This window comes from Herbaspirillum huttiense (genome assembly GCF_047300815.1).
GTDB classification, from domain to species: domain Bacteria; phylum Pseudomonadota; class Gammaproteobacteria; order Burkholderiales; family Burkholderiaceae_D; genus Herbaspirillum; species Herbaspirillum huttiense_A.
Window position 1 is genome coordinate 1,535,981 of the sequence record NZ_CP178608.1, and the last position, 26,727, is coordinate 1,562,707.

Annotated in this window: 22 protein-coding genes; 8 read left to right on the top strand and 14 right to left on the bottom strand. The window is 63.5% G+C overall.

The features are described 5' to 3' along the window. Nucleotides 1–62: 62 nt before the first annotated feature. From ACLRDN_RS07000 to argF, 3 genes are all read right to left on the bottom strand, one after another. Nucleotides 63–377, bottom strand: a complete 315-nt coding sequence (locus ACLRDN_RS07000; RefSeq protein ID WP_034333616.1) for a pyrimidine/purine nucleoside phosphorylase — start codon at nucleotides 375–377, stop codon at nucleotides 63–65. A 42-nt stretch (nucleotides 378–419) separates the two neighbouring features. Next, nucleotides 420–1,754 carry an argininosuccinate synthase gene (gene argG, locus ACLRDN_RS07005; RefSeq protein WP_008326964.1) on the bottom strand — a complete coding sequence of 445 codons (1,335 nt, stop codon included), beginning with the start codon at nucleotides 1,752–1,754 and terminating at the stop codon, nucleotides 420–422. A gap of 71 nt (nucleotides 1,755–1,825) precedes the next feature. Continuing rightward, nucleotides 1,826–2,740: an ornithine carbamoyltransferase gene (argF, locus tag ACLRDN_RS07010; RefSeq protein ID WP_209531650.1), complete on the bottom strand. Its 915-nt coding sequence runs from the start codon at nucleotides 2,738–2,740 to the stop codon at nucleotides 1,826–1,828. A 447-nt stretch (nucleotides 2,741–3,187) separates the two neighbouring features. Between argF and ACLRDN_RS07015 the strand changes: the two genes are divergently transcribed. Beyond that, nucleotides 3,188–5,293: a TonB-dependent receptor gene (locus ACLRDN_RS07015; protein ID WP_413459548.1), complete on the top strand. Its 2,106-nt coding sequence runs from the start codon at nucleotides 3,188–3,190 to the stop codon at nucleotides 5,291–5,293. A gap of 11 nt (nucleotides 5,294–5,304) precedes the next feature. Here the strand turns inward: ACLRDN_RS07015 and rsgA are convergent, their stop codons facing one another. The 3 genes from rsgA to ACLRDN_RS07030 all read right to left on the bottom strand — a co-directional run bounded on the left by rsgA (nucleotide 5,305) and on the right by ACLRDN_RS07030 (nucleotide 7,980). Then, nucleotides 5,305–6,252, bottom strand: coding sequence for a ribosome small subunit-dependent GTPase A (rsgA, locus tag ACLRDN_RS07020; protein ID WP_039785920.1), 948 nt, complete (start codon nucleotides 6,250–6,252; stop codon nucleotides 5,305–5,307). Beyond that, nucleotides 6,252–6,608, bottom strand: coding sequence for a 4a-hydroxytetrahydrobiopterin dehydratase (locus ACLRDN_RS07025; RefSeq protein WP_413459549.1), 357 nt, complete (start codon nucleotides 6,606–6,608; stop codon nucleotides 6,252–6,254). Before ACLRDN_RS07025 ends, rsgA begins: the two co-directional genes overlap by 1 nt. Before the next feature lie 61 nt (nucleotides 6,609–6,669). Then, on the bottom strand, nucleotides 6,670–7,980 hold the full coding sequence (locus ACLRDN_RS07030; RefSeq protein WP_286864608.1) for a M48 family metallopeptidase: 1,311 nt from the start codon (nucleotides 7,978–7,980) through the stop codon (nucleotides 6,670–6,672). 174 nt (nucleotides 7,981–8,154) lie between these two features. Between ACLRDN_RS07030 and orn the strand changes: the two genes are divergently transcribed. Then, a complete protein-coding gene (gene orn, locus ACLRDN_RS07035; protein WP_329801005.1) occupies nucleotides 8,155–8,724 on the top strand; it encodes an oligoribonuclease in 570 nt (189 codons plus the stop codon). Nucleotides 8,725–8,824: 100 nt separating this feature from the next. Here the strand turns inward: orn and ACLRDN_RS07040 are convergent, their stop codons facing one another. Then, nucleotides 8,825–9,520: a UPF0149 family protein gene (locus ACLRDN_RS07040; RefSeq protein ID WP_413459550.1), complete on the bottom strand. Its 696-nt coding sequence runs from the start codon at nucleotides 9,518–9,520 to the stop codon at nucleotides 8,825–8,827. A gap of 124 nt (nucleotides 9,521–9,644) precedes the next feature. Here ACLRDN_RS07040 and ACLRDN_RS07045 point away from each other — a divergent pair, with 124 nt between their 5' ends. The 3 genes from ACLRDN_RS07045 (at nucleotide 9,645) to ACLRDN_RS07055 (ending at nucleotide 14,367) form a co-directional block, all read left to right on the top strand. Next, on the top strand, nucleotides 9,645–10,658 hold the full coding sequence (locus ACLRDN_RS07045; RefSeq protein WP_413459551.1) for a serine/threonine protein kinase: 1,014 nt from the start codon (nucleotides 9,645–9,647) through the stop codon (nucleotides 10,656–10,658). Between the two features lie 31 nt (nucleotides 10,659–10,689). Then, nucleotides 10,690–11,259, top strand: a complete 570-nt coding sequence (locus ACLRDN_RS07050) for a DNA-3-methyladenine glycosylase I (RefSeq protein WP_413459552.1) — start codon at nucleotides 10,690–10,692, stop codon at nucleotides 11,257–11,259. A gap of 156 nt (nucleotides 11,260–11,415) precedes the next feature. After that, nucleotides 11,416–14,367, top strand: a complete 2,952-nt coding sequence (locus ACLRDN_RS07055; protein ID WP_413459553.1) for a DNA translocase FtsK — start codon at nucleotides 11,416–11,418, stop codon at nucleotides 14,365–14,367. A 102-nt stretch (nucleotides 14,368–14,469) separates the two neighbouring features. On the opposite strand, the gene ACLRDN_RS07060 is transcribed toward ACLRDN_RS07055, so the two are convergent. Continuing rightward, nucleotides 14,470–15,903: an NAD-dependent succinate-semialdehyde dehydrogenase gene (locus ACLRDN_RS07060; protein WP_413459554.1), complete on the bottom strand. Its 1,434-nt coding sequence runs from the start codon at nucleotides 15,901–15,903 to the stop codon at nucleotides 14,470–14,472. A 417-nt stretch (nucleotides 15,904–16,320) separates the two neighbouring features. Between ACLRDN_RS07060 and ACLRDN_RS07065 the strand changes: the two genes are divergently transcribed. After that, nucleotides 16,321–17,640, top strand: a complete 1,320-nt coding sequence (locus ACLRDN_RS07065; protein WP_413459555.1) for a YihY/virulence factor BrkB family protein — start codon at nucleotides 16,321–16,323, stop codon at nucleotides 17,638–17,640. Here the strand turns inward: ACLRDN_RS07065 and ACLRDN_RS07070 are convergent. From ACLRDN_RS07070 to ACLRDN_RS07085, 4 genes are read right to left on the bottom strand one after another with little or no spacing between them, the layout of a single operon-like run. Then, nucleotides 17,604–18,314 carry a glycosyltransferase gene (locus tag ACLRDN_RS07070; RefSeq protein WP_413459556.1) on the bottom strand — a complete coding sequence of 237 codons (711 nt, stop codon included), beginning with the start codon at nucleotides 18,312–18,314 and terminating at the stop codon, nucleotides 17,604–17,606. The two genes, ACLRDN_RS07065 and ACLRDN_RS07070, sit on opposite strands and share 37 nt — an antisense overlap. Before the next feature lie 35 nt (nucleotides 18,315–18,349). Then, a complete protein-coding gene (locus ACLRDN_RS07075; RefSeq protein ID WP_413459557.1) occupies nucleotides 18,350–18,943 on the bottom strand; it encodes an SAM-dependent methyltransferase in 594 nt (197 codons plus the stop codon). Then, the gene (locus ACLRDN_RS07080) at nucleotides 18,940–19,725 is read right to left on the bottom strand and encodes a PIG-L deacetylase family protein (RefSeq protein ID WP_413459558.1); all 786 of its coding nucleotides are present in this window, start codon (nucleotides 19,723–19,725) and stop codon (nucleotides 18,940–18,942) included. Before ACLRDN_RS07080 ends, ACLRDN_RS07075 begins: the two co-directional genes overlap by 4 nt. Then, on the bottom strand, nucleotides 19,713–20,771 hold the full coding sequence (locus tag ACLRDN_RS07085) for an acyl-CoA dehydrogenase (RefSeq protein WP_413459559.1): 1,059 nt from the start codon (nucleotides 20,769–20,771) through the stop codon (nucleotides 19,713–19,715). The genes ACLRDN_RS07080 and ACLRDN_RS07085 overlap by 13 nt, the downstream gene beginning before the upstream one ends. A gap of 325 nt (nucleotides 20,772–21,096) precedes the next feature. Here ACLRDN_RS07085 and ACLRDN_RS07090 point away from each other — a divergent pair, with 325 nt between their 5' ends. After that, a complete protein-coding gene (locus tag ACLRDN_RS07090; protein ID WP_413459560.1) occupies nucleotides 21,097–23,418 on the top strand; it encodes an FdhF/YdeP family oxidoreductase in 2,322 nt (773 codons plus the stop codon). A 114-nt stretch (nucleotides 23,419–23,532) separates the two neighbouring features. Then, entirely contained in the window at nucleotides 23,533–23,781 is a 249-nt protein-coding gene (locus ACLRDN_RS07095) for a helix-turn-helix domain-containing protein (RefSeq protein ID WP_413459561.1), read from the top strand. Nucleotides 23,782–23,949: 168 nt separating this feature from the next. Here ACLRDN_RS07095 and ACLRDN_RS07100 read toward each other — a convergent pair whose 3' ends face one another. Both ACLRDN_RS07100 and ACLRDN_RS07105 read right to left on the bottom strand, forming a co-directional pair. Beyond that, on the bottom strand, nucleotides 23,950–25,020 hold the full coding sequence (locus ACLRDN_RS07100) for an asparaginase (RefSeq protein ID WP_413459562.1): 1,071 nt from the start codon (nucleotides 25,018–25,020) through the stop codon (nucleotides 23,950–23,952). 284 nt (nucleotides 25,021–25,304) lie between these two features. Next, nucleotides 25,305–26,372, bottom strand: coding sequence for a GGDEF domain-containing protein (locus tag ACLRDN_RS07105; RefSeq protein ID WP_413459563.1), 1,068 nt, complete (start codon nucleotides 26,370–26,372; stop codon nucleotides 25,305–25,307). Between the last annotated feature and the right edge of the window lie 355 nt (nucleotides 26,373–26,727).

Here is a 26,727-nt window from a genome sequence, read left to right on the forward strand (position 1 = left end):
CGTAAAAAAGCCGTCCGGTATCGCTACCGGACGGCTTTTTTTTTATTCAGACGCCGAGAAGATCAGCCGAAGTGGCAGACGTAATCCAGGGTCTCGGTCACTTCGATGTCGAAGCTGGAGTTGCCCGGTACGCTGAAGGTGGTGCCTGCAGCGTAGGTGTTCCAGGCTTCTTCGCCCTTCAGACGCACGCGGCAGCTGCCGCCGTTGATTTCCATGATTTCCGGTGCACCGGTGCTGAAGTTCAGCGTCGAGGGCAGGATCACGCCCAGGGTCTTCTTGGTCCCATCGGCCAGCAGCACGGTGTGCGAGACACACTTGCCGTCGAAGTAGACATTGCCCTTTTTCAGGACGGTGACGTTGTCGAATTGAGTGCTCATCGAATCGCTTCCATTAAACGGTAAAGGTGAATCCAGCAGGAATTACTTTTCATCCTTGCCCAGCAGCGGCAGCGACACGGCAGTGCTGGAATCCAGCAGGCCGGTGTTCTGGTAGATCGACAGCTTCTGGCGGGTGTCGGCGATGTCCAGGTTGCGCATGGTCAGTTGGCCGATGCGGTCGATGGCGGAGAAGCTGCCTTCGCCCTTTTCCATGGTCAGGCGTTCCGGGTGGTAGGTCAGGTTGGGCGACTCGGTGTTGAGGATCGAGTAGTCATTGCCGCGACGCAGTTCCACCGTCACTTCGCCGGTGATGGCGCGTGCCACCCAGCGCTGGGCGGTTTCGCGCAGCATGATGGCCTGCGAATCGAACCAGCGGCCCTGGTACAGCAGGCGGCCCAGCTTGCGGCCGTTGTCGCGGTACTGTTCGATGGTGTCTTCGTTGTGGATGCCGGTGACCAGGCGCTCGTAGGCGATGAACAGCAGGGCCAGGCCCGGGGCTTCGTAGATGCCGCGGCTCTTGGCTTCGATGATGCGGTTCTCGATCTGGTCGCTCATGCCCAGGCCATGGCGGCCACCGATGCGGTTGGCTTCCAGGATCAGCTCGGTCATGCTGGCGAAGGTCTTGCCGTTGAGCGCCACCGGACGGCCTTCTTCGAAGCGCACGGTAACGGTCTCGGCCTTCACTTCCACGTCATCGCGCCAGAACGCCACGCCCATGATGGGCTGCACGATCTTGATGCCGCTGTTGAGGAATTCCAGGTCCTTGGCTTCGTGGGTCGCGCCCAGCATGTTGGAGTCGGTCGAGTAGGCCTTTTCCACCGACATCTTGTAGTCGAAGCCGGACTTGATCATGAACTCGGACATTTCCTTGCGGCCGCCCAGTTCGTCGATGAAGGTGCTGTCCAGCCAGGGCTTGTAGATCTTCAGGTTGGGGTTCACCAGCAGGCCGTAGCGATAGAAACGCTCGATGTCGTTGCCCTTGTAGGTGCTGCCGTCGCCCCAGATGTCGACGTTGTCTTCACGCATGGCCGAAACCAGCATGGTACCGGTCACGGCACGGCCCAGCGGGGTGGTATTGAAATAGGTGATGCCGGCGGTGGAGATGTGGAACGCGCCGCTTTGCAGGGCAGCGATGCCTTCGTTGGCCAGTTGTTCACGGCAGTCGATCAGGCGTGCCAGTTCGGCACCGTATTGCATGGCCTTCTTGGGGATGGCGTCATAGTCCGGCTCATCCGGCTGGCCCAGGTTGGCGGTGTAGGCGTAGGGAATGGCGCCCTTCTGGCGCATCCAGGTCAGCGCGGCGCTGGTATCGAGGCCGCCGGAGAAGGCGATGCCGACTTTTTGATTGACCGGGACGGATTGCAGGATGTTGGACATGATCTTGACGTTGCGATGAAGTGAAGTGTTGAGCGTGATTCTTGTGCTGGGGGAATGGGCAGCAGGGCGGCTTAATCGAAGCGGCCGTGCACCAGGTATTCGAGCAGGGCCTTCTGCACGTGCAGGCGGTTTTCCGCCTCTTCCCAGACCACCGATTGCGGGCCGTCGATCACTTCGGCGGCCACTTCTTCGCCACGGTGTGCGGGCAGGCAGTGCATGAAGAGCGCATCCTTTTTGGCGCGCGACATCTTGGCCTGGTCCACGATCCAGCCATCGAAGGCCTTCAGGCGGGCATTGTTCTCGGCTTCGAAGCCCATGCTGGTCCACACGTCGGTGGTGACCAGGTCGGCATCCTGGCAGGCATCGGCCGGATCGGCGAAGAAGGTGTAGTTCTGGTTGCCCGGAGAAACCTGGGCCGGATCGATGTCGTAGCCCTTGGGGGTGGAGACGTTGACGTGGAAGCCGAACACCTCGGCCGCCTGCAGCCAGGAATAAAGCATGTTGTTGGCGTCGCCCACCCAGGCCACGATCTTGCCCTGGATGCTGCCGCGATGCTCGATGTAGGTGAACACATCGGCCAGCACCTGACAGGGATGCTGCTCGTTGGTCAGGCCGTTGATGACCGGCACGCGCGAATGCTTGGCAAAGCGCTCGATGATCTCCTGGCCGTAGGTGCGGATCATGATGACGTCGCACATGCGCGACATCACCTGGGCCGCATCTTCCACCGGTTCGCCACGGCCAAGCTGGCTGTCACGGGTGTTGAGGTAGATCGCCGCGCCGCCCATCTGGTGCATGCCGGCTTCGAAGGAGAGGCGGGTGCGGGTCGAGTTCTTTTCGAACACCATCACCAGGGTACGATCGGCCAGCGTGTGATGGGGCTCGTAATTCTTGAACTTACGTTTGATCACACGGGAACGTTCGATCACGTACTCGTATTCATCAAGCGTAAAGTCGGAAAACTGAAGGTAGTGTTTGATTGCCATAAATAAAAACGGCGGCCAGTGTGGCGCCTGCCGCCGATAGTCGTTAACTCCTTAGATTATAAGGGATTCGGCTTAAAAAGATACCCGCAGTACTTGCCCTGGAGAAACCTCTCCCGGGTTTGGCGAATTCGCTTCAGAGATGAAGACCCACGCACGGCATCGGGCATGCGCTTCGAATTCCTTCGATACGCATGAAGAAAAATTTCGAAATCCGCATTCAGCTTTTTCGAGGAATGCCTACTAAGTGCGACAGATCGGCCAATGTTGCGCTACAAATGAGAATTATTGCTATTTGGGCGACTAGAATCCGCAGCTTTCCATTGCTTGAAAGGAACAGCTGCCATGTCAAACGACTCTTCTTGTCCGCACCCGTTACAGGGTTTGCGCCCGTCTTTTTCTTCATTACGTTCCTCAGCGCCCAAGCTACGTGCCTTGCCGGCGACGCTGGTGGCAGCCTTGTTCGCGTTTCCTGTTTCCGCTGCCGCCGCCGAAGCGACAGCCGAGCGTGAGGAGGGCGATGCCGCACGCCTGCCTGCCATTGAGGTCCGCAGCCAGCGCAATCTGCACGATCCCCGTCCCGGCCCGCTGGGCAGCGCCACCCGCACCGCCACCGATGTGCGCGAGGTACCGCAGACGGTGCAGGCGGTCGATGCCGCGCAGGTACGGGCTTATGGCGGGCGCGGGCTGGCGGCGGCATTGGCCGGGGTGCCGGGTGTTTCCAATGTCTCCGATACGCGCTTCGATGCCTTCCGGCTGCGCGGCTTTTCCAATGCCGGCGATACGCTGCTCGACGGCATGCGCGACGATGCGCAATACGTGCGCAGCCTGGGCAACATTGATCGCATCGAGATCCTCAAGGGACCGGCCGCCGTGCTTTATGGACGCGGCAGCGGCGGCGGCGTGATCAACCGCATCAGCAAGCAGCCGGAACATGAAGCCTTCGGTCAGGCCACCGCCATCTGGGGCAGCCGTGGCCAGCAGGGCGGGGCGGTGGATTGGAATCGTCCGTTGGGCGAGCAATGGGCGCTACGCATCAACGCCGGGCGTGAACACGAAGCCCACTTCCGTCACGGTGTGCGCGGTACGCGCCAGTACTTCGCCCCGGCCCTGAAATGGGAATCCGGCCGCGACAGCTGGCTGCTGCAGGCGGACTACGATGAATTCGAGCGCATCCCCGATCGCGGCGTGCCGGGCCGGGTCACCGCGTTGACGCGCAACGATACGGTTGCGGCCATGGCCTTGCCGGTGGCATCGGACCGCGCCTTCTTCGGCGCGGCCGGGCGTGACTTCATCCGCGATACCAGTGTCAGCCTGCGCTCCACCCTCACGCGCTCCCTCGCGCCGGACTGGAGCGTGCGGCAGATGCTGAGCGTGTTTGATCTCAACAGCGACTTCGACAATACCTTCGTCACCCAGGGCTACGTCAGCGCCGGCCGCAATTTGGCCAGCGTGCAGCGCAGCCGCTTCCAGCAGAACCTGCAGCAGCGCAATGTGCAAGCCAACCTCGAATTGCTCGGCACGCTCAAGAGCGGCCTCTTGCAGCACGAGCTGCTGGCCGGTGCCGAATACGGCTGGCAGAAGCGCGAGCCGCGCCTGTGGATGGCCACTGCGCTACCCGTCTCGCTGACCGACCCCGAGGTGCGCAACGCCACGCCCCAGCCGCAGCCCTGGCAGATGAACTACCACCGGGTCGATTCCCTGGGCTTGTACGCACAAGACCAGATCGCCATCGGGTCGCGATGGAAAATCCTCGCCGGGCTGCGCTGGGATCACTTCGACGTCGATTCCCGCAGCCGCCTGCGCGACATTCGCATCGAGCGTTCCAGCAACGCGGTTAGCCCGCGCGTGGGCGCGGTGTGGGAAGCCCTGCCGGACCATCACTTCTATGGATCGTGGAGCAAGAGCTATGCGCCGGTCGGCGGCGACGTGATCGGCTTGTCGCCGGGGGCCAAGGGCAATGGCAACGACCTGGAACCCCAATTCAGCCGCCAGCTGGAAGCCGGGGTCAAGAGCGACTGGTTCGGGCGCAGGATCAGCACGACGCTGGCCTGGTTCGAACTGGAACTCTACAACCGCACCGTGGCCGATCCGGTGCAGCCGGGCGTGTTCACCCAGAGCGGCCTGGAGCGCAATCGCGGCATCGAGTTGAGCGTGGCGGGGGAAGTGGCGCGCCACTGGTTCGTGCGTGGCGGCTGGACCCAGCAGAACTCAAGGGTGGTGCGGGCCGAGCCGCAGTATGCGGGCAAGCGAGCCTCCGGGGTCTCGGCGCGCAATGGCAGCCTGTTCGTGTCCTATGCGCCGCCCTTGGGATGGTTTGGCGAGACCGGCGTGGTGGTCGAGGGCGCGCGCTTTGCCGATCGCGACAATCTGCTGGAGCTGCCCGGCTACGTGCGTTGGGATGCGCTGCTGGGCTACCGGATGGAGCGCGCCGAATACACGCTGGCGGCCACCAACCTGGCCAACCGGCGTTATTACGCCAGCGCCACCGGGGCCACCCAGATCGTGCCGGGGGCACCGCGTGCGCTGGTGTTGACAGCGGCCTACAAGTTCTGAAGAGGGCCGGGTCAGTACAAGGTCTGTGAAGATTCGTGCACCAGCTGCGCATACAGCTGGTGGCGCATCCCCGCAATCTCGCCGGCCTGTACTGCCTCCAGCACCGCACAGCCCGGCTCGTTGAGATGGTGGCAGTTGTAGAAGCGGCACTTGCCCAGATAGGGCGTGAAGTCGCGGAAGGCGCGTTCCAGCATGCCTTCGGAGAGCTGGTACAGGCCGAACTCCTGGAAGCCCGGCGAATCGATGATGCTGGCTTCCTGCTCCATCTGGTACAGCCGGGTGAAGGTCGTGGTGTGCTTGCCGGTATCGAGGGCGGCCGAGATTTCGCGGGTGGCGATGTCAGCGTCCGGCACGATCAGGTTGATGATGGAGGACTTGCCCATGCCCGACTGGCCGATCAGGATGGTGCTCTTGCCGGCCAACAGCGGCATGAAGGCCGCGCGCGTCTCTTCCGGCTGGGCTTTGGCCGAGACCTCGTGCACCGGATAACCCAGGCGCGCATACACCTGCAGGCGTTCACGCGTCTTGGGCAGGGCTTCGGTGATGTCGGTCTTGTTCAGGATCAGGTGCGCCGAGACGCCGGCCGATTCGGCCGCCACCAGCGAGCGCGAGACCAGGTCATCCGAAAAGCTCGGTTCGGTCGCCACCACGATGAAGAGTTGATCCACATTGGCCGCCAGCAGCTTGGACTTGTACTGGTCCGAGCGATAGAGCAGCGTGCGGCGTTCGTCGATGCTTTCCACCACGCCCTGGTCGGCCGAGGTGCGGGCCAGGCGGATGTGGTCGCCGACCGCCACGTCGCTCTTCTTGCCACGGGTGACGCAATTCAGTTTCTGTTCACCGGCCTGCACCAGATAGTGACGGCCGTGGGCGGCGATCACCAGCCCCTGTTCCAGCTCAGCCTTGTTCGTCGCTGATCCTGCCCTGGCGCTGCGTGCGCCTTGCTTGCGGACTCCCATCAGGCCGGGGCGCGCTGGGCGAAAATGGCGTCGACCTTGGCCGCGCAGATGAAGTCATTGGCCGACAAACCGCCACGGCCTTCATTGACGCTATGGGTATCGAACTTCACGTTGCAACGGTTGTAGGTGACGGTCAGTTCCGGGTGGTGGTCTTCGGCATGGATGATCCACGCGATCGCGTTGACGAAGGCCAGGGTCTCGTAATAGTTGCCGAAGGCGAAGCTGCGCGCCAGCTTGCCGCCGTCGATCTTCCAGTCGGGCAGGGCGGCCAGGTGGGCGGCGATGGCCGCGTCGTCCAGCGCGTCGATGGGCTGGACGCTGCGGGAGGCGGCGAGGGTGCTTGCGGTGATGCTCATGGGGTTCTCCTGCGGCGGGCTGTTTCATTCATCCAGCCCGCCTTGTAGATGATCAAAAAATTCAGTGGCTGCCCGCGGCTGCGGCTGTTCCTGACGTTGCGCGATGGGCGGCGATGGCAGCGTGCAGGTGCTGGATGCGCAGCGACGCCGGCGGGTGCGAATCGTAGAAGGCCGAGTGCAGCGGATCGGGGGTGAGGGTGGAGGCATTGTCCTCGTACAGCTTCACCAGTGCCGACACCAGATCCTGCGCATCGGTATGCTGCGCGGCGAAGGCATCGGCCTCGAACTCGTGCTTGCGCGAGGAGAGCGAGGACAGCGGCGAGAACAGGAAAGTGAAGATCGGCAGCACCAGCATGAACAGGATCAGGGCCATCGCATCGTTGCTGCCCAGGAGCAGCGGCTCCACGCCCAGGCCGGTATAGAACCAGGCCTGGCCCTTCAGATAGCCCAGCAGCGCCAGGAAGGCCAGCGACAGGCCGAACATGACGACCACGCGCTTGACGATGTGCTTGAGCTTGAAGTGGCCCAGTTCGTGGGCCAGCACGGCTTCGATCTCATGCGGGGCCAGGCGCGCCAGCAGGGTGTCGAAGAAGACGATGCGCTTGCCCGAGCCGAAGCCCGAGAAGTAGGCATTGCCATGCGCGCTGCGCTTGGAGCCATCCATCACGAACAAGCCCTTGGAGGCGAATCCGACGCGCTGCATCAAGCCTTCGATGCGGCTGCGCAGGCTGTCATCTTCCAGCGCGGTGAACTTGTTGAAGAGCGGCGCGATGAAGCTGGGATAGATCACCAGCATGAGCAGCTGGAAGGCGCACAGCACGATCCAGGTATAGAACCACCAGAGTGCGCCGGCCTTTTCCATCAGCACCAGCACCACCCACAGCAGCGGCAAGCCGATCACGGCACCCAGCAGGGTTTGCTTGATCATGTCGCTGAAGAACAATCCACGCGTCATCTTGTTGAAGCCGAAACCGGCTTCCAGTTTGAACTGGCGGTAGTAATCGAAGGGCAGGTCCACCGCACCGGAAATGAGGCCAAATCCCGCCACCAGCGCGATCTGGTACACCATGCCCGGTTCGCCGGTCCAGCCCAGCAGCAGGCTGGAGAGCCATTGCAGCCCGCCCAGCAGGGTAAAGCCGATCAGCACTGCAGCATTGACGATCAGCGTCACCAGGCCGAACTTGGTGCGCGCCACCGTATAGTCGGCCGCCTTCTGGTGGGCCGACAGCGGGATTTTTTCCGCGAACTCGGGCGGCACGGCCGCGCGGTGGGCGATCACATGGCGAATATGGCGCGAGGCCAGCCAGAAACGCACGCCCAGGCTGATGGCCAGGAATACGACGAACAAAACTGAAAACGAAAGTGAAGACATGCTTTCCCTGTGCGAAAATGGCGGAAGTTCGAGGCCCAGGCCCGCGTCCTGCCCCAGCCGGCAACGGTGGCAGGCCTGTTGGCCGTGCCGTCCGGTGCGATCCGGGCGAGCGAACCCAGCAATGAACCCTGCAGTAGATGGGGCCAGGCCCCATCCCGTCAATAAGGAAGAATTATGTCACAAGCCCCCGCCGCGCCTGTCCGGCCCAATGAAATGAACCTGGTCTGGGTCGATATGGAAATGACCGGCCTGGATCCGGACAAGGATCGCATCATCGAAGTGGCCGTGGTGGTTACCGATGCCGAACTGAACGTGCTGGGCGAAGGCCCGGTGCTGGCCATCCACCAGTCCGACGAGCTGCTGGACGGCATGGACGCCTGGAACAAGGGCACCCACGGCCGTTCCGGCCTGATCGACCGCGTCAAGGCCTCTACCGTCACCGAAGCCGACGCCGAACAGCAGATCATCGCCTTCCTGAAGCAATACGTCCCGGCCGGCAAGTCGCCCATGTGCGGCAATTCCATCTGCCAGGATCGCCGCTTCATGGTGCGCGGCATGCCCAAGCTGGAAGAATTCTTCCACTATCGCAACCTCGATGTGTCGACCCTGAAGGAGCTGTGCAAGCGCTGGAAGCCTGAAATCGCCACCGGTTTCAAGAAGCGCCAGATGCACACCGCCCTCGCCGACATCCTGGAATCGATCGAAGAACTGAAGTACTACCGCGAACACTTCATCAGGGAGTGATCTTCGCCCTCCTCAGGGTGGTTGGCAGCAAAAACCGCCCTGGATGAACGAAAAAGGCGCGCCAGGCATCCGGCGCGCCTTTTTCATGGGGCTGCGTGAATCATTCTTCCGAGTCAGCACCGCAGCATTTCTTGTATTTCTTGCCACTGCCGCAGGGGCAGGGATCGTTGCGGCCGGTCTTGGGCGCATCGCGCTGCACCTGCTCGACCGCCGACTTGCGCTTGGGCGCCCAGTAGCGGTGGATGTGCGGAATGGCCGATTCGATCTCGATGGCCAGCTTGTGGGTTTTGAGCGGGTCGTCGATGAGCTTGGTTTCTTCCTCTTCCAGCTCTTCCGAGCCCAGCAGGTAGATGGGGCGCATCAGCGGGGCCAGGTTGGAGTGGAAGATTTCATCCCACTGCGCCGCGCGCAACTGGATGCCTTCCCAGAAACCCCAGGCCCAGGCTTCTGCATCGAGCAGCGGCTTGCCTTCGTGCTCGCGCTCGCAGAACAAAGGTTCATATTCCTTGGGGGCGACCTCGAAGGTGATGGCGATTTCGTTCATGGTGCGCGCGATCAGGCTGGTGATGCGCTCGGCTTCCTTGCCGTTCTTGAACTTGGGGGTATCTTCCGGACGGCTGCCCCAGACGCGCGGCAGCCATTCGGCCATCAGCACTTCCTGCGGACCGATGGCCAGGGCCGTCAGGTAGCCGTGCAGGGTGTCCATGGTCATCACATCGTCGGCGCAGCGATCGGAGAGGAGAAAATCGTCGAGTTCGTCGAATTCGGCGTCGGAAAGGGGCTGGTCGAGATGCATGATGGTTCCAATGACTGATGCTAAAGGCAGGAGTGTAAAGGCATTGGGCCGGGGGCGCGAGTGTTGCGGCCCGGATCGTGCAATCTGATGGGGCGGGCAGGCTGGTGGACAGTACAATAGGCGGATGAATTCCCCCGCCCAATCTGCTGACCTCCCCGACGCCACTTCCTTCGCCACGCTCTCGCCCGATACGGTACTCGATGCCCTCGACGGGCTGGGCCTTTACGGAGACGGCCGCCTGCTGGCCCTGAACAGCTACGAAAACCGCGTCTACCAGGTCGGCATGGAAGACGGCCCGCCGCTGGTGGCCAAGTTTTATCGTCCCTTGCGCTGGAGTGATGAGCAAATCCTCGAAGAACACGCTTTTTCGCAGGAATTGGCTGACGAAGAAGTGCCGGTGGTGCCCGCCATGCGTCTCGACAATGGTGCCACCCTGCATCGCCACGCCGGGTTCCGTTTTGCCGTGTTCCGCCGCCACGGTGGCCGTGCGCCCGAGCTGGACGATGCCGATACCCTGGAGCGTCTGGGCCGCTTCATTGGCCGCATCCATGCGGTCGGCCTGCGCAGCCCCTTCCAGTCCCGCCCGGCGCTGGACATCGCCAGCTTCGGCGAAGAACCGCGCGACTGGCTGCTGGCGCATGATTTCATCCCGATGGATGTAGCCACCGCCTGGCGCACCACGGTCGAGCAGGCTCTTGAGGGCGTGCGGCGCTGCTACGAGCGGGCAGGGGAGATCCGCACCTTGCGCCTGCATGGCGATTGCCATGTCGGCAACGTCCTGTGGACCGATGCCGGCCCGCACTTCGTCGATTTCGATGACAGCCGTAGCGGCCCGGCCGTGCAGGACCTGTGGATGCTGCTCTCGGGCGAACGGCGCGAGATGGTGGGCCAGCTGGCCGACCTGTTGGCAGGATATGAAAGTTTCTGCGAATTCGAGCCACGCGAGCTGTATCTCATCGAAGCGCTGCGCACCCTGCGCCTGATCCATTATTCCGCCTGGCTGGCGCGGCGCTGGGATGACCCGGCGTTCCCGGTGGCCTTCCCCTGGTTCAATACCCAACGTTACTGGCAGGACCGCATCCTGGAACTGCGCGAACAGATCGCGCTGATGGATGAACCGCCCCTGTGGCCGGTGTGAATCCGGCGAAATGAACGAAAACAACACCATCATGACGCAAACACTTGTCCGCTGCGGCTGGGTCAACCTGGCCAATCCCCGCTATGTGCAGTATCACGACCATGAATGGGGCGTGCCCTGCCATGATGAAACACGTCTGTTCGAGATGCTGAACCTGGAAGGCGCCCAGGCCGGGCTGTCCTGGGAAACCGTGCTCAACAAGCGCGACAGCTACCGTGAAGCCTTCGACGACTGGGATGCCGAGAAAATCGCCCGTTATGACGAGCGCAAGGTGGCGCAATTGCTGAAGAATCCGGGCATCGTGCGCAACCGCCTGAAGGTGGCCGCCACCATCGGCAATGCGCGTGCCTACCTGCAACTGCGCGAAGAAATGGGCGGGCTCGATGCCTATCTGTGGGGCAAGGTCGATGGCCAGCCCATCGTCAACCGCTGGGCTTCGCTGGCCGATTGCCCGGCCAAGACGCCGCTGTCGGACGCCATTTCCAAGGAGCTGGCCAAGCGCGGCTTCAAGTTTGTCGGTTCCACCATCATCTACGCCTATCTTCAAGGCGTGGGTGTCATCAACGATCACGTGATCGATTGTCATTGTCATGGCCGTTGAGGCCGGGCGTGCTCTGCACCAAAAGGCCAGCCGACGGGCGGCGGCAGGGCAGCGGTTTGGTTTACACTCGCAGCCTGCGATGCAGTATCAGATAGCGTCGCATGGATTCACGAGGCCGGCTGGCGCACTGCCAGGCCGGTGAAGTATGGGAGTAGCATGATTTTCGTCAAATGGTTTGGCTGGTCGGTCCTCTGGCTGCTGCCGCTGCTGCTGCGCACGGTAGCGCGCGCGCTCGGCCGCAAGTCCATCTTCGGCGGGCGCGGTGCCATTCGCCTGTGGTGCGGCAGCCTGCTGCTGCTGGCCGCTAGCAGCGCAGTCGAGTCGCTGGTGCGTTCGCAACTGGTTGCGGGCGATGATGGCCCGGGCGGAGCGCTGTTTGGCGCGGCCCTGATGGACGCGCTGGGCGGCAAGATCAGTCGTGGCATTGCCGCCGTCCTGATGCTGGGTTTGCTGGCACTGGGCCTGAAATGGCTGCTGGGTGCCATGTTTGGCCGAGGCGCGCCGGCTGGCCGCGATGAGCACCCCGAGCTGGACCTGGGGCCGCCGCGCCGTGGCAGCGCCGAAAGTGAACGATTGCGCATGAGCAGCCTGCACGGCAGCGCCGGACCCGCCCGCAGCAGTTTCCCCGCCAGCACCGAACGCCGTGCTCCGATGCCACGCGCACCTGCTCCCGGTTCCTCATCGGCCAAGCGCATGCCGCCGGCCTCGCCCTTCGCACCGCGTCCACGCCCGGCACGGCTGACACCGGCTCCGGCGCCGGAACGTCCGGCCGACAATGCGCCGCGTGACGACTGGAAAGTACCGCTGTCGGCCCTCACCGGCGGCAGCCGCAACAGCCAGGCCACGCCTGCCGGCAGCGCGCAGGGCGGCAAGTGGCCCTCGCTCAATGCGCGCCAGACCGACCCGGCGGCCAAACCGCGTCCGGAATCCGAATGGGCCGCCTTCGAAAGCCTGCGCCCGACCGAAGCCATGCTGGCCCGCGCCGCCGCCAGCCGTGCCATCTCGGCGGCCAGCGCGGCGGCCGATGCCAGCCTGTCGCGTGCGGCTACGCCATCGCCGCCGATTCGTCCGATTCCGCCGTCGATTGCACGCGGCAATCCGGCACCGGCCCAGCCTACCCGCAGCATCCGCATCAGCAGCGTGGGCCGTGCCCCTGAACCGGGGAGCCAGCCCGGCAAACCGGCCGAGCGGGCCGATGTGGTGCCCACGCGCCTGATGCGATCCCTGCAGCAGGCCAGCGGCGAGCAGGAAACGCCGCCCGCTGCGCCGTTGCCACCACAAGTGCAGCCCATCGTGCCGCTCAGTCCGCAGGGCCAGCCCTTGCCGCAGTCCTTGGAACCGCTGCCCGTGCCACCCTTCACGGCGCCGATGGCCCCGATGGCTGCTCCCGAGCCTGCGGCGCCGGTGCCCGAGCCGCAGCCGGAACCGGAACCCATCGACCTCGGCACCTTCAATGCCCCCTGGTTCGACATGCTGCCCGACCCCGCGCCCGAAGCGCCGCCGGTCCAGCCCGCTGCGGCCTTCACGGTACGCGTGCCGGATGCCGCGCCCGCCTACGTGCAGCCGGTGGCCATGCTGCCCGAGGGCTACGTCGATGAACCGCGCGTGGATATCCCCCTGCCGTCATTGGACCTGCTCGATGAAGTCCCCGAATCCCGCATCGAAGTCGACCCCGAGCAACTGCAGGAAACCGGCCGCCTGATCGAACAGCGCCTGCGCGAATTCAAGGTGCCGGTGACGGTGCTTGGTGCCGAGGCCGGTCCGGTGATTACCCGTTTCGAAGTGGAGCCGGCACAAGGCGTGCGTGGCGCCCAGGTGGTGAACCTGGTGAAGGATCTTTCGCGCGCCCTGGGCCTGACCTCCATTCGCGTGGTCGAGACCATTCCCGGCAAGACCTGCATGGGCCTGGAGCTGCCCAATGCACGCCGGCAGATGATCAAGTTGTCCGAGATCGTGCATTCGCAGGCTTATCGCAAATCCGCTTCGCACCTCACCATTGCCATGGGCAAGGACATCACCGGCACGCCCGTGGTGACCGACCTGGCGCGCGCGCCGCACATGCTGGTGGCCGGTACCACCGGGTCGGGCAAGTCGGTGGCCATCAATGCCATGATCCTCTCGCTGCTCTACAAGGCTACGCCAGAGGAAGTGCGCCTCATCATGATCGACCCCAAGATGCTGGAACTGTCGATCTATGAAGGCATTCCACACCTGCTGGCGCCGGTCGTGACCGACATGCGCGAAGCGGCCCATGCGCTGAACTGGGCGGTGGAAGAGATGGAGCGCCGCTACAAGAAGATGTCCAAGCTGGGCGTGCGCAACCTGGCTGGCTACAACCAGAAGCTCGATGATGCCGCCGCCCGTGGCGAGAAGATTCCCAATCCCTTCAGCCTCACGCCCGACGCGCCCGAGCCGCTGGAAAAGCTGCCCACCATCGTCATCGTCATCGATGAACTGGCCGACCTCATGATGGTGGTCGGCAAGAAGGTGGAAGAGTTGATCGCGCGCCTGGCCCAGAAAGCACGCGCGGCCGGCATCCATCTGATCCTGGCCACGCAGCGGCCGTCGGTGGACGTCATCACCGGCCTCATCAAGGCCAACATCCCGACACGCGTGGCCTTCCAGGTGTCCTCCAAGATCGACTCGCGCACCGTGCTGGACCAGATGGGCGCCGAGTCGCTGCTGGGCCATGGGGACATGCTGTTCCTGCCGCCGGGCTCGGGTTATCCGCAGCGGGTGCATGGCGCCTTCGTTTCGGATGAAGAAGTGCATCGCGTGGTGGAGTACCTGAAGTCCTTTGGTGAGCCCCGCTACATCGAGGAAATCCTGGCTCCGCCGATTTCCGAGGATACGACCCAGGCCGACATGTTCGCCGGCGGCGAGGGCGGCGATGCCGAATCCGACCCGCTCTATGACGAAGCGGTGGCCTTCGTGCTCAAGACGCGCCGTGCCTCCATCTCCTCGGTGCAGCGGCAATTGCGCATCGGCTACAACCGTGCCGCGCGGCTGGTGGAGCAGATGGAAACGGCGGGCGTGCTCTCGGCCATGTCGCGCAACGGCAGCCGCGATATCCTGGTGCCGCCCTCGGGGGGCGGTGGCGAAGAATAAGCAGCACAGCCCCAAAAGAAAATCGGCGGACCCTTGCAGGTCCGCCGATTTTTTTCATCACGCAGGGCGATCATTGTGGCAGGTCAGGCGACCTGCCCGGCATCAGACATCCAGCTGCGTCACCAGCTTGGTGTTGATGTAGGCCTCGATGGCCTCGGTACCGCCTTCGGAACCGTAGCCGCTGTCCTTGATGCCGCCGAAGGGCAGTTCCGGCAGCGCCAGGCCCAGGTGGTTGATGGTCAGCATGCCGCTTTCCACGCGCGCGGCCAGGGCGTGCTTGGTCTTGGCCGACTTGGCGAAGGCGTAGGCGGCCAGGCCGAAGGGCAGGCGATTGGCTTCGGTGATCACTTCATCGAGGGTCTCCAAGGAATTGATGATGGCCAGCGGACCGAAGGGCTCCTCGTTCATCACGCGGGCATTCAGCGGCACATTGGTCAGCACGGTCGGCTGGAAGAAGTAACCCTTGTTACCAATGCGCTTGCCACCGGTGCGCAGTTGCGCGCCTTGCGAGACGGCATCATCGATCAGTGCTTCCAGCGCCGGGATGCGGCGCTTGTTGGCCACCGGGCCCATGCCCACGCCAGCTTCCAGGCCATTGCCCACCTTCAGTTGTTCGGCATAGGTGACGAACTTGTCGACGAAGGCATTGAAGACACCCTTCTGCACCAGGAAGCGGGTCGGCGAGACGCACACCTGGCCGGCATTGCGGAACTTGGAGGTGGCCAGGGTCTTGGCGGCCAGTTCCACATCCACGTCATCGAACACCATGGCCGGTGCGTGGCCGCCCAGTTCCATGGTGGCGCGCTTCATGTGCTGGCCGGCCAGGGCTGCCAGCTGCTTGCCCACCGGGGTGGAACCGGTGAAGGAAATCTTCTTGATCACCGGATGCGGGATCAGGTATTCCGAGATCTCGGCCGGCACGCCATAGACCAGGTTGATGACACCGGCCGGCACGCCTGCATCGGCATAGGCGCGGATCAGTTCGGCCGGGGAGGCCGGGGTTTCTTCCGGGGCCTTGACGATGATCGAGCAGCCTGCGGCCAGGGCTGCCGAGAGCTTGCGCACCACCTGGTTGATCGGGAAGTTCCACGGGGTGAAGGCGGCCACCGGTCCGACCGGCTCCTTGATCACCATCTGGTAGGCACCCGGCACGCGGGCCGGCACCAGGCGGCCATAGGTGCGGCGGGCTTCCTCGGCGAACCAGTCGATGGTGTCGGCCGCGCCCAGGGTTTCCATCTTGGCTTCGCCCAGCGGCTTGCCTTGTTCCATGGTCATCAGGCGCGCGATATCGTCAGCGCGTTCGCGCAGCAGGTCAGCGGCGCGGCGCATGATCTTGGAACGCTCGAAGGCAGACATGTTGCGCCAGGTCTCGAAACCCTTTTTGGCGGCTTCCAGGGCGCGATCGAGGTCGCTGCGGTCGGCGTGGGCGATCTTGCCGATCACTTCCTCGGTAGCCGGATTGACGACATCGATGGTGCGGCCGGAGGCGCTGGCGGTCCATTCGCCGTTGATGAAAAGCTGTACGTCCTTATACATGGGCAATCCTCGTTCGTCAGGTTGGGGAAGGGCCGGCGCCGCCCGGGCGCGCCACGCAATGAGGTTGCGCAAACGCAGGGCAGGCACATCGGCCTGGGGAGAATTCAGACAGACCGGTTCGCGCCGGCCTGGTTCATGCGCAGTGCGAAATCCAGGCCTTGTTGCAAAGCGATGGCTTTCTGCGCGAAGCTTCACTTTATACCATGTGCGGAGCTTTCCCGCCGGCCGGCCGGGACGCTGACAGTGGCTTCCTACAAGGCCCGCAGCGCTTGCGGGCCACAGGAACAATCGTTCATACGCGCCGGTCACACTGCCACAACAAGATGCCAAGCCGAGGACCCCATGAGCAGCTCTTACGACCCATCCCCATCGTCTCGCCAGACTGTTTCGGGAACCCGTGATCCCGCGGATCGTGCCGTGCCCTCCACGGGCGGCCTGGTTGCCGGTGCCCTGCTCAGTGCAGGGGTGGGTTTGTGGCTGGGAAGAAAGCGCCGCCAGAAACGCGTGGCAGCACCTCCGGTGCAGCCCGCGGTGAACGCGCATGACCGCCACGGCGCCCACGAATCGGTGCCGCCCGGGCTGGAACGCGCCTTGCGCGTGGTCACGCTGGCCATGCCGCTGATCGCCGCCTGGCGCAGGGGTTCGGCCCGCGCCAAGCTCGCCGCCGAGAAAGCCCGCAATGACACCCCGCCAGCGGCGGACGCGCCCGCGCGCATCGACATCGTCAAGGCCAAGCTGGAACCGGCGCCTTCGGATTACCTGGATCCGGCCGCCGAGGTCAAGATGCTCAAGGGCGGCACCCGCGCCCAGCAGGCCTGGCAGATGACGGTGGCCGCCATCAATGCCTGGCTCGATGACTTCGCGCCGAGCATGGGCGCGGCCATCGCCTACTACACCATCTTCTCGATTGCGCCCATGCTGGTGATCGCCATTGCGGTGGCCGGCATGCTCTTTGGACACGACGCGGCCCAGGGCGAGATCGTCAACCAGATCCGCGACATCGTCGGTACCGAAGGCGCATTTGCCATCCAGGGATTGCTGAAATCGGTGAGCCAGCCGCGCGAAGGCATGATCGCCGCAGGCATTTCCGTGGTGACGCTGGTCATCGGTGCCACGGCCGTGTTTTCCGAACTGCAGAGCGCGCTGGACCGCATCTGGCGCATTCCTGCCGTCAAGCGCAAGAGTGGCGTATGGCAACTGGCGCGCACGCGGCTGCTGTCCTTCGGGCTCATCATCGGACTGGGATTTCTGCTGATCATCTCGCTGGTGGTCAGTGCGGCACTGGCCGCGCTGGGACGCTGGTGGGGCGGATGGTTCGAGGGCTGGCAACTGCTGCTGCAGATGCTCAACTTCGTGCTGTCCTTCGTGGTGTTCTCCACGCTCTTCTCGATGATCTACAAATTCATGCCGCGCGTGACGCTGTCCTGGCATGACGTGTGGATCGGTGCGGTGGCGACCACGGTGCTCTTCATCATCGGCAAATACCTGATCGGCCTCTATCTCGGCAGCACCGGCATGACGTCCGGCTTCGGCGCGGCCGGTTCGTTTGCGCTGCTGCTGCTGTGGATCTACTACTCGGCCCAGATCTTCCTCTTGGGCGCCGAGTTCACCTGGATCTACGCCAACAATTTCGGTTCACGCGCAAAACGCCAGCGGCTGGTCAATACGGTAGAAGACCATCACGTGAGCCTCCAGCAGGCTCAGCAGGTGGTGCGTGCGGGAGACAGCACCCGCTGAACCGGCAGCATGGCCGTGCATTCTTCGACGGCCCACTGGCGCAGGGTATCGCCAAATCCGCCGCGCGCCTTGCTGGCGCTACGCGTACTGGTGACCACACGTACGCGCGCACTCCAGGCGATGTGCGCGTCGATGGCCTGCAAGGCCTGCACCAGTCCTACGTCCTCGTGACAGGCCAGCGGCGGAAATCCGCCCGCGCGTGCATAGGCTTGCGCGCAGACGCCGAAATTGGCGCCGTGGATATGGCGGTGCCCATCCTGATCGTGATAGTCGCGCGCAAAGCGCTGCTGTACTTCCGGCGGATGATCGCGCCAGCTGTCCGGCGTGACGGTGCCGCAGACGGCGTCGGCCTGCAGCTGCAATTGCGACGCCAGCCAGTCGGGCGCCACCAGCGTATCGGCATCGGTAAAGGCCAGCCAGCGCGCACCCTCGGCAATGAGCGCCTGGGCGCCGTGATGGCGCGCCTGCCCGACATTGCGCACCTGCAGCGGCAGCACCATCACCGGATGGCGCCGGGCAATCGCCTCGGAGGCATCGCTGCAACTGTCGAGCACCACCGCGATGCGTACCGCTTCACCCTGCAGCTGCGGATGCGAAGCCGCCTTGCGGGCCGCGCGCAGGCAAGCGTGCAGGGTGGCTTCTTCGTCGTGGGCCGGGATGACGATGCCGATCATGCTCTCTCCTCGGAGGTGATGGTGGGCTGCGCGGATCAGATCCTGCGCCAGAGATCGATGAGGATGTCCTCGTCTTCATAACAGGCCTGGCGCTTCAGGCGCGCGTGGGCATCGATGAGCTGGTGCATGGGCCGCGTGGCCAGCAAGCGGTCATCAAAATCCTTCTTCCAGTGGCAGGCCAGCAGATGCCCGGCCGGCGCCAGCGTGGCGGCGGCCAGCGCCACCATCTCGGCCATGTTGGGCGCATCGAAGTAGTAGCAGAGCTCCGAGAAGAGGATCAGGTCGACCTGCGGCATGTCGTGCACGCCGGCCGGCCATTGTTCGGGCAGCGACTGCCTGCGCACTTGCACGTGCGGCAGGTGGGCCGTCTTCTCGCGCGTGATGCGCACGGCCTCCTCGCAGAAATCGGAAGCCATCAGCCACTGGCAGCGCTCGGCCAGTTGCAGGGTCAGCTCACCGCTGCCACATCCGGGCTCGAAGATCGCGCTGCACTGCTGGCGCGGCAGGATCGCTTCGACCAGGGCGCGCTTGCGCTGTTCGTACCAGCTATCCCGGGTCTGCCAGGGATCGTCACTGCCGGCGTAGAGCTGGTCGAAATGGCGGGTGTTTCTCAGCTGTGCTGCCCTCATAGGAAGAACACCTCATACGGCCGCACGAAATGCGCCAGCACACCGGCCGGCAGCACCGGATCACGCTCGCCGTCGCGGCCGATCTGGCTGTGGTAGCAGCGCAGGGCGCGTCGTTTCATCATGCCGGTCTCGGCATCGAAGGCCAGCTTGCGCGCCCGGCCCCAGGGGAATTCCCCGCCCAGCGGCTGCGCCCAGTGCCAGCCCCAGATCGGAACTTCCACCAGCTTGCAGCCCAGTTCATGCTCCAGTTCTGCGGCCACCTCGCCCACGGTTTCATGGTCGGGATGGCCGTCCAGGCGCCAGGGGGCGAAGACGATGTCGGTATGGCGCAATTGCGCAATCAGCCAGGCCTTCAGTTCCAGCCGGTGCTGGCGGACCTGGCCGTCGGGAATGCGCGCCCGCAGGATCTGCGCCTGGCCTGCGCCCAGGCATTCGAGGGCTGCCTTGCTCTCGGCAGGGCGCAACAGCGGCAGGCGCGAGGCCAGCGCAGAGGACTCCGGGTGACTGCGCTCGCCATCGCTGACGGCGACTATAGCGATTTCCCGCATCATCCCGGCGAGCTGGGCGATGAGTCCGCCACAGCCCAGGGTCTCGTCATCCGGATGCGGTGCCAGGATCACGGCACGCGAGCGTGCCGGTACCAGGTGGCATAGCTCCAGTTCGGGCAGGGCGTGCAGGCGCTGGCAGGATTGCCAGGCTTCTTCGGCCGTGCCGTGCGTGATATCGATATGGCGGGCATGGACCGCCGCATTGGCCGGCGGCGTGGGGTTCACAACAAGCATGGGGAAGGCTCCTCTTCAAGGCTGGCCTGGGCCAGCGCCGCCAGGTCGCGTTCGGCGTGGCTCTGGCGCAGCCACACCGGCAGGTCGGCCAGCAGGCGCGCACTGCGCCGGCTGCCGCAATAGGGATGGGGACCGAGGGCCGCGCCCAGGTCCTCGATGATCTGCAGGCAGGCGCGCTCCATGATGAGACGGGTACGCAGCGCTTCCTGCATGAGTTTGGTGCGAGGGTGGGCGTCGATGCGTGCGGCGCTTTCGCGCAGGCAGGCGGCCGCTGAATGCTGCTGGCACAGGGCGTGGCCCAGCCGGGCCAGCGCGTGGCTGTCTGCACGCTGCGCCAGGCCTTGGCGCAGGACGGATACCAATGCGGTAGCAGCGCCGTACCAGCATGCGGCAATGCCGATGCCTCCCTGCCAAAAACCAGGACGTTCCAGATAAAAGCCGGGAGCCCCGATCACTTGTGCGCTCACGCCCTGCAATTGCAGGCGGGCGGTGCGGGTGGCGGCCATGCCGATGGCGGCCCAGTCGTCCTCGATGAGGGTCACGCCCGGCTGGCCCAGTTCGATGGCCAGCAGCCAATAGCGGTCTTGCTCGTCGCGATGGCCGAGCAGGGCGTGGGTGACGGCGGCCGCGCCCGAGCACCAGGATTTTTCGCCATCCAGAAGGAGGCGATCGCCTTGCGCGCGCATGCGCAGGCTGCCCGGCCGACCCTGTGCGCACCACACGCCCCAGATGGAATGTGGTGGGACCGGCACGTGGGCTTCGGCCAGGATGGCGAGCGCATCGGTATGCGCCTCGAACAGTTTGGCCAGCGACAGGTCCTGCGCGGCCACCGTCGCCAGCGCCTGCCAGCGCGACAGTGTCTCGCCATGGCCCGGCAGGGGCAGGCGGTCCAGACCTGCTACCACCAGCTGGCGCAACAGGCGCGCGGCGACAGTGGACAGTTCGGCATGCGTGGCTTCCTGCAGCGCAGGCGCAATGAATTCTTCCAGCGCTGCAGGCAGCGAAGGGCAGGGCGGGGCGTAGCGGCGGGCGGTGCTGCTCATCATGATGGGGTAGCCGGGAACAGGGGCGCGCAGGCAGCGCAATGATGGGCAGTATGCGCGCCGGTTCGCCCGCAAGCTGTCGGCGCGCTGCTGTGTTTGCCGTAGGATTTCATTAAGCCTGGTCTTCTCTCACGGCCGCGCTGTTGCTGCTTTGGCGATGCTGTAGGAGTGCGGCGCGCAGTAAATCCGAGTGGCGCCTACAGCCAAATGCGCGCGGCTCTTCCATCATTGCAAGCTGGACGCAAAGTGTTTCTTGCGCCGCGCCAAAGGGCGACCACGTGACCATGCAGGGCGCCCCCCACGAATGCATCACGCTCGGAGAAGCGACATGAAAACCAAGGACATCCCCGAAGAAGGCCATTTCGACGAATACAACAATGCAGCCGGTGGCTGGGGCTCGGTCAAGGCACTGGGCGCCATCCTGCAGCAGGAGCACGTCATCGCCACCGGTACGCGCATCCTCATGAAGCAGAACAAGCCTGACGGTTTTGCCTGCGTCAGCTGTTCCTGGGCCAAGCCGGCTGATCCGCATCTGTTCGAATTCTGCGAGAACGGCGCCAAGGCCACCGCCTGGGAAATCACCGGCAAGCGCGCCACGCCGGAATTCTTCTCGCAGCACACCGTCACCGAGATGGAAAGCTGGAACGACCTCGAACTGGAATCCACCGGCCGCATCACCGAACCGATGAAATACGATGCCGCCAGCGACCGCTACCTGCCGGTTTCCTGGAGCGAGGCCTTCGATGACATCGCGGCCCGACTGCGTGCGATGGATCCCAGGAAGGTCGTCTTCTATGCCTCCGGCCGGGCCTCGCTGGAGACCTCGTACATGTACCAGCTCATGGCGCGCATGTATGGCACCAACAACCTGCCCGACAGTTCCAACATGTGCCACGAATCCACCTCGGTGGCGCTGCCTGAGACCATTGGCGTGCCGGTGGGTACGGTCATGCTGGAAGACTTTGCGCAGACCGAGTGCATACTCTTCTTCGGCCACAACACCGGTACCAATGCGCCGCGCATGCTGCACCAGCTGGAAGATGCCCGCAAGCGCGGGGTGCCGGTGATCACCTTCAATCCCTTGCGCGAACGCGGCCTGGAGCGCTTCGTCAACCCGCAGTCGCCCAAGGAAATGATCACCCCGGCGCATACCGACATCAGTTCGCAATACGTGCAGATCAAGATCGGCGGCGACACGGCAGCCGCCATCGGCATGGCCAAGCGCATCCTGGAACGCGACGACCGCGCCCGTGCCGAAGGCTTGCCGCGCCTGCTGGACCAAGTTTTCATCGATAAACATACCAGCGGTTTCGACGAGTTCGCAGCCGCTGCGCGCGCAGCCGACTGGGCCGAGATCGAGCGCCACGCCGGTGTCTCGCGTGCAGAGCTGGAACTGGCGGCCGACACCTATGCCGCCGCCGGCCGCGCCATGCTCATGTATGGCATGGGCATCACCCAGCACCGTGAAGCGGTGCGTGCCATCCACATGCTGACCAACCTGCTGCTCATGCGCGGCAATATCGGCAAGCCCGGCGCCGGTATCTGCCCCATCCGGGGCCATTCCAACGTGCAGGGCCAGCGTACCGTGGGCATCACCGAAAAACCCGAGATGGTGCCCAACGACAAGCTGCGTGCGCTCTATCACTTTGAGCCGCCCATGGAGAAAGGTCTCAGTACGGTGGAAGCCTGCGAGAAGATTCGCGATGGCGAGCTCTCGGCCTTCTTCATGCTGGGCGGCAATTTCGTGCGGGCCATTCCGGATCATGGCGTCCTCGAGCCGGCCTGGCGCAAGTTGCCGCTGACGGTGCAGGTCGTGACGCACTTCAATCGTTCCTGCGTGATTCACGGCAAGACGGCCTATGTGCTGCCCTGCCTGGGCCGCATCGAGATCGACCGTCAGCGCGGTGGTGAGCAGGCTGTCTCGGTGGAGGACAGCACCGGCTGCATGCATGGCTCGCGCGGCCGCGTCAAACCGGCCTCGCCGCACTTGCTCTCGGAACCGGCGATCGTGGCCGAACTGGCCAAGCGCCTGCTGCCTTTCAATCCGCATGTGGACTGGGATGCCTGGGTCGGTGACTATGCGCGCATCCGCGATGCCATCGAGGCGACCTATCCGGACATCTTCCGCGACTTCAATGCGCGCATGTGGACCCCGGGCGGTTTTGCGCGTCCGCTGGCCGCGCGCGAGCGACAGTGGAAGACTCCCAACGGCCGGGCCAACTTCAAGACCCCGGACGGGTTCGATCCCGACCCGGACATGCCCGGCGATGCACCGGGTGTTTTGCGCTTGATGACCACGCGCGGTGACAGCCAATTCAACACGACCGTCTATTCGCTGGATGACCGCTTCCGTGGCGTGTGGGGGACGCGCCGCGTGCTGCTGATGAACCTGCGGGACCTGCAGCAGCAAGGATTGGGCGCGGGCGATTTCGTGACGGCCGAGACGGTGTCCGACGATGGTGTAGAGCGCCGGGTGGAGCATCTTCGCGTGGAACCCTTCGATATTCCCGTCGGTTGCGTGATGGGCTATTTCCCTGAACTCAACCGGCTCATCCCGCTGTTCCACCACGCACGCGGCAGCAAGGTGCCTGCGGCGAAGTCGATTCCGATCCGGTTGATTCCGGAAATTGGGGAGCCGGTGTTGTCCTGATTCGTTGTGTGCGCGTGTTCGTCGAACTATCTCGGAAATTGATGAAAATAGAACCAGTCGACTTGCGCTGTGGTCATGAGCTTGGCAAGCTCCGGCATTCTTCAGGAGACTGCCATGCATCAGCCATTACGCTGCCTCACGTACGTACCCAATGAGGTCGTCGGTTTGATGATCCAGCACCAATGGACCGCCATACGCAGCTGGCGCGAACATCTGAATCTGACCCAGCAAGAAGTCGCTGCCCGCATCGGTATCTCGCAGTCTGCCTATGCGCAGCAGGAAAGCAGCAAGCGCTTGCGTCCAATGTCCCTCGAAAGAATTGCCGCGGCGCTTGGCCTGAGCATCGAACAGCTCGATTTCTGACGCAACCCACCACAAGAAAAAAGGCCCCGCCAAAGCGGGGCCAAGAGGGAACTGAGGAAACCTCAGGGTTACAACACAAAAACACCTTGCGTGCTGCTGTTCATTTCCTGATAAACGATTTATATCGTTTATCAATTATCGGCAATCGGTTAGCGGAAATCGCACCGATCAATACTTCCACATGATCTTCTGCAGTTCCTTGGGATCATTGGTGCGGGTCAGGGCCAGTTCGGCCAGGATGCGCGCCTTCTGGGCATTCTGGTCATCGGTCACCACCCAGTCGTACTTGTCGTCCGGCTGCTCGCCATTGCGGATCACCACGCCGCTGCCGGTGCGTGAAGCGCGGATCACCTGCACGCCCTTGCTGCGCACTTCCTGCAGCACCGGCACGATCTGCTCGGCCACGCTGCCGTTGCCGGTGCCGTCATGGATGATGGCCTTGGCACCCGCTGCCACGAAAGCGTCATACGCAGTACGGCTGACGTTGCCGTAGTTGTAGACGATGTCCACGCGCGGCAGGGCGCTGATCTTGTCGATGTCGAATTCGGTCTGGGTGGTATGCGCACGCGCCGGCAGGCGGTAGAAGCTCAGCTTGTTTTCCACCACATAGCCCAGCGGGCCATAGGGCGAGCGGAAGGTCTCGACCTTGAAGGTATTGCTCTTGGTGACGTCGCGGCCGGAATGGATTTCGTCGTTCATCACCACCAGCGTGCCCTTGCCGGCCGCTTCCTTGCTGCCGGCCACCAGCACCGCGTCATACAGGTTCAGTGCACCGTCGGCACCCAGCGCGGTACCAGGACGCATGGAGCCGACCACCACCACCGGCTTTTCGCTCTTCAACACCAGGTTCAGGAAGTAGGCGGTCTCTTCGATGGTGTCGGTGCCGTGGGTGATGACGATGCCGTCCACGTCGCCTTGCTTCAACAGTTCCGAGACGCGCTTGCCCAGCTTGAGCAGGCGCTCGTCATTGAAACTCTCGCTGCCGATCTGGAAGATCTGTTCGCCGCGCACGTTGGCGATCTTGGAAATTTCGGGGACGGCGGCGATGATCTTGTCCACCGGTACCACGGCCGATTGATAGGCGGCCGTGTTGACGCTGGAGGCGCCGGCGCCAGCGATGGTGCCGCCGGTGCCGATGACGACCACGTTGGGCTTCTTGTCCTGGGCGTGCGCCGAGAAGGCGCAGGCCAGCGAGAGGATCATGACCGAACCGATTTTCTTGAAGTGTGCCTGCTGCATTGTTATAAGTCTCCTGGTTGCCACGGTGAGGCCGCTGGGCGATCCGGCTTTTTTTGTTGATCTCTGCAAGCGGATCGCGCGGATGGATTCGCGCACGGTGCGTCGAACGTTGGCGATCATACGAAAGCGGTGCGCTGCTGTCTCATGCTTTTAAAACATGAATGAATGCATGGCATGCATGAGCGCGGCCGCTCCCCGTGCGGCCTGCAGGGGAGTGCGCAAAAACGCAGGTGAAAAAAAAGACCGCTCGCGCGGCCCTTGGCAGATGATCGCCGGTGGGTCAGCTAAAAGAATTCCACCGTATCGTTGGTGGTGATGCCCGAGCGCAGCACGCCCGAATTGACCAGTTCCTGGTAGTAGCAGATGCGGTTGCGGCCGCTCTTCTTGGCGTGATACAGCGCCTGGTCCGCGTGCCCCAGGATCACCACCGGCGTTTCGCGCGCGATGTTGACGAAGCCCAGGCTCACCGTCACCTTGCCGACCTGCGGGAAATCGTATTCCTGCACGTTCTGGCGGAAACGGTCGAAGATCTTGCGCGCATCGGTAAGCGTGGTCGAGCGCAGCAGGATCACGAATTCCTCGCCGCCAAAACGGAAGATGCGGTCATGCGCGCGGAACGAGGCGCGCAGGATGTTGGCCACCAGGATCAGCACTTCATCGCCGTACAGGTGGCCGTAGCGGTCATTGACCTGCTTGAAGTGATCGATGTCCACCACCCCCAGCCAATGGCCCTTGGGTTCATCATTGCTGTCGTGACGGCGCTCGTCGTGGTCCAGCGAATGCGCTTCATGCGGGGCGATGGCGAAAGCGTAGCGGGTGAACTGCTCGTCGAAAGTCTTGCGGTTGAACAGGCCCGTGAGCGCATCGCGCTCGCTGTAGTCCAAGAGGCTCTGGTAATTGCAGTAGACGTGGAAGATGCCCTGGATCACATCCAGCATGGTCGGCGCAAAGGGCTTCTGGCTGCGGATCTCCAGGCAGGAATTCATCTTGCCGTGCAGCCAGACCGGCAGCCACAGCACGTGTTCGCCGGCGGAAGTGGTTTCGCGGAATTCGTTGAGGTGATTGCGGATACAGGCCAGCATGGCAGGATAGGCCGACAGCGGTTCCTTGGGGTCATCGCTGGTCAGTTCGGCGATGGTGTGCACGGCGCCGTCGCGGATGACCATCTTTTCCTGCACGAAGTATTCATCACGCAGGGTGAAGATATCCAGCATGCGGATGGCCTGCACTTCGGTAAGCTGGTACAGCGCGGAGATGACGGAGATGGCCAGGCGGGAATGCTCCCGGTGGGCCGTGATTTCTACCAGATGCTTGAGCAGCGGTTGTTTCATCTCGTCGTCGATGTCCTGCATGAGCCCATTGTTCTATGTATGGTCGGTACTCGGCTGTGCTTGCCCGGCATCCTCCGCACCGGGCTGGCTCACATGCCTTCAGCAAGTACCGGGCCAGTTGGCCGGCACGCAGATTTGGCCAAGCGTGTCGCAGCGGAACGAAGACAATCCCGATGCAAGATTCACACCATCAAGCTAGCACGGAAGCCAGACGATTTTACAGGGGGCAAGCATGGGAAAGAAGCAGTTTCTGCATTTCACTACAGAAAATTTGCGCTTTCATTGCCGCTTGGAAACTTTAAATCTGACGTGACTTTTACTTACGTGCGGCTTGGTGAGTTTTTCTGTCAGCCGCTCCCTTGCGCGTCCATAAGTA